Source organism: Persicitalea sp., from assembly GCF_041751555.1.
Taxonomy (GTDB): Bacteria; Bacteroidota; Bacteroidia; order Cytophagales; family Spirosomataceae; genus Persicitalea.
This window is the reverse complement of sequence record NZ_JBGSXF010000485.1, coordinates 1-2,787: the sequence shown is the minus strand read 5'-3', so window position 1 is coordinate 2,787 and position 2,787 is coordinate 1. Positions and strand designations below refer to the sequence as shown.

General features: G+C 51.9%; 3 protein-coding genes. All 3 read right to left on the bottom strand.

What is annotated here, in order from left to right:
- Positions 1-556 (bottom strand): DUF4962 domain-containing protein (locus tag ACEW8P_RS17105; RefSeq protein WP_373514289.1); only part of this gene is annotated, 556 nt, incomplete at its 3' end.
- 172 nt (positions 557-728) lie between these two features.
- Complete coding sequence (locus tag ACEW8P_RS17100) at positions 729-2,510, bottom strand: RagB/SusD family nutrient uptake outer membrane protein (protein WP_373514288.1); 1,782 nt, start codon at positions 2,508-2,510, stop codon at positions 729-731.
- Between the two features lie 66 nt (positions 2,511-2,576).
- The coding region (locus ACEW8P_RS17095; RefSeq protein WP_373514287.1) for a hypothetical protein at positions 2,577-2,787 on the bottom strand (211 nt) is incomplete at its 5' end.

Sequence of the window (2,787 nt, the reverse complement as noted above, 5' to 3'; positions counted from 1 at the left end):
GAAGCCATTTGTTATAGCGCTTATCTTGGGAAGTTTTCAAGCCCTGCTTCACGATGGCTTCGCTGATCGTTTTTCGCGATTCAGTCGAGAGCGTAGGGTAAACCCAATCATAACCGATGGCCATCGCCATGGTCATTTCGCCCACATCGAGGTAGTGCGAAGGATTCCAGTCGCTGAATTGGGCGATGGCAAGCATTTCTTTTTCTGTCCGCTTTGCATATTTGGCATCGTCGGTCAGTCGGTAAGCGTAGGCCAAGTTAAAGATGCGGCGTAAGGCCTCCCTCGATTGGCCCAACAAACGGCGGCCTTCCAGTACCCGCTCGATAGGCGAAAGAGAAATCATCCCATTAGCTTCATCCAGAATTGTTTGATGCATTTTTCGCCAAAGCGGATCGGAGTCAATGGACTTTTGAATCTGTTCCTCCTCCCCTGCCATTAGCAAAATACGCGGATGCTGTGCGGGTGGGTCGGGTACCGTTTGCGCGTAAAGTGGCTTGTAACAAAATACAATTGCGGCGAACAGCCAGAGAGCGAACGCATTTTTTATAATTTTCATAAAGACAAGAATCTGACAATCATGAAGAACAAAGCCGCCGTAACAGCATTTCTAATGCTATCGCGGCGGCTTTGTTTTTTATACAATGATTGAATGTTAGAATGATAGAATAGACGTTAGCTGGCAAAAGCAATATTCTATCATTCACTCAATCACTTATTCAAAATTAACCTCACTCCCAGCCCGGATTTTGCTTGATGGCGGGATTCTGGGCCAGCGAATTGAGCGGAATCGGCCAGAGGTAATGCTTGGCTTCGTCGAAGACGGGAACAGCCCAGTCGGTGCCTTTGTACACATCGATGTACACTTTGCCGGACACGGGGTCGGTGGAGGTCTGCATGGTCGTACCCTTAAAGCGAGCTTGTGCATCAGCACTCCAGCGGATGCCCATCGCCGGAACTTCCAGCTTCTTGCCTTGTTTCCAGCGTTTCAGGTCGTCGTAACGCAGTCCTTCCATGAACATCTCGATGCGGCGCTCGCGGCGGATTTCGGCGATGAGCGGCGAAATTCCGTCTTTCGTGTAACGCGGATCGACTGGAATGTTACTCAACACCATAGGCGGCATCTTCACGCGGTCGCGCAGCTTGTTGATCGAGATGTCCAGGTCGCCCTGCGTGATAATGCCCAATTCGGCTTGCGCCTCGGCATAAATGAGCAGCGCCTCGGCCAAACGCAGCGTGATCGCGGGCGACTCGCTCGTGTTGAAGGCTTTACCAATCATATCGTCGGCGTTATAATGCTTTATGATATGATAGCCCGTAGTGGTCTGGAAACCGCCGCCCGGAACGCCTAGCAGGCGGGGGTAGGTACGTCCGTCACCGAGATGGTAGTTGTACTTTTTCGTATCGGCCGGATGCAGGACAGTTTGACGCATACGTGGGTCGCGGTTCTCAAACGCGTCCTCAAACTTCTCGTCGCCCTTGTATAGCGGCGAGAGCGAAATGGGCAGTCCGTCGGTACAAAGGTAGTCCTCTACGAAGCTTTTAGTGGCACCACCCGTATAGTTGAAATATCCCTGTACGTTGTTGGTGATGATACCCAGTTTGTACTTACGCCACGAGATTACTTCGGGGTTGCCCGTCAGATCGAGGATGCGGTGGTAAGCGTTGTAATCGGAGCTTGGGTTTCCAGTGTTGTAGAGACGATACGGGCCTTTTTCAATCAACTCTTTGGCGGCTTTGGCGGCTTCTTCGAGCCACATCTTCGACTCGCCCGCGCCGTGGTACTTGTTGAAAGTACCTTCGTATAGACACACGCGCGCCTTCACCAGCAGGGCACCCCAGCGGTTAATGCGGCCCGGTGCATTGCCGTCGCCCCAGTTGGCGGGTAGTTTTTCAACGGCAAAGTTCAGATCGGCCAGTATTTTTTGCATGGCTTCCTTGCGGGGCATACGGGCAGCATACAGTTCCTCCGAATCGACACTCAATTCGCGGTCCACGTAGGGTACGTCGCCGTATTTAGCCACTTTCTCGGCGTAGAACCAGCCCCGGAAAAGCCGGGCTTCGCCGATGTACCTGTCTTTGGTCGCCTGCGGAATGGCCGCTTTGTTGTAATTGGCCATGCCCACATTGACGGTGCGCACGAAGTTCCAGCCCTGATACCCAAACCAATCGGGATTGGAAGGAATGTTGTGTTTGCCCGCGCGGATCTCCTGGAAAAAGACGTGGCGCGGCTCGCGCGGTGCCATATTGTCCGACAGTTCATCTTGTTGCCAGATACTGCCGAAGTGGCTATTGAAGCCGTCTCTGTGCCCCATCATGATCGGTATCTGCTCGTCATTCCGTACCTGGTTGTACAACGTAGTATTATAGACCGCCAGGTCGTTCTCCGTATTCCAGAAAGTCTCGTTGGTGATTTGATCCAACGGATACTTTTCCAGCAAATCGTCGTTGCAACCGCTCAGCAGGAACGTAGCTGCCAGTGCGAAGCTGTAATTAAATAGGTTCTTTTTCATATTTATATGTTGATTCGTTGATTTGACAAAGGCACTATCAACTGTCCATTGTCAACTGTCAACTGATTAAAATGAAACATTGATCCCCACCGTGCCAATCCGCTGCATCGGGTACTCGATGGTCGGCGTTTGGATAGTCTCGGGGTCGAGTGGCTTGCGAATCTTGGTTACCTCGAAGAGATTCATGCCCGAAACGTATATCTGTGCCCGGCTCATTCCGATCTTGCTGCTGAGGGCAACGGGTAGTGTGTAGCTTAGCTGAATGTTCTTGGCCCGG

Excerpts from the sequence above, each read along its gene's own strand:
- ACEW8P_RS17100 (WP_373514288.1), bottom strand. The coding sequence starts at position 2,510 with ATGAAAAAGAACCTATTTAATTACAGCTTCGCACTGGCAGCTACGTTC.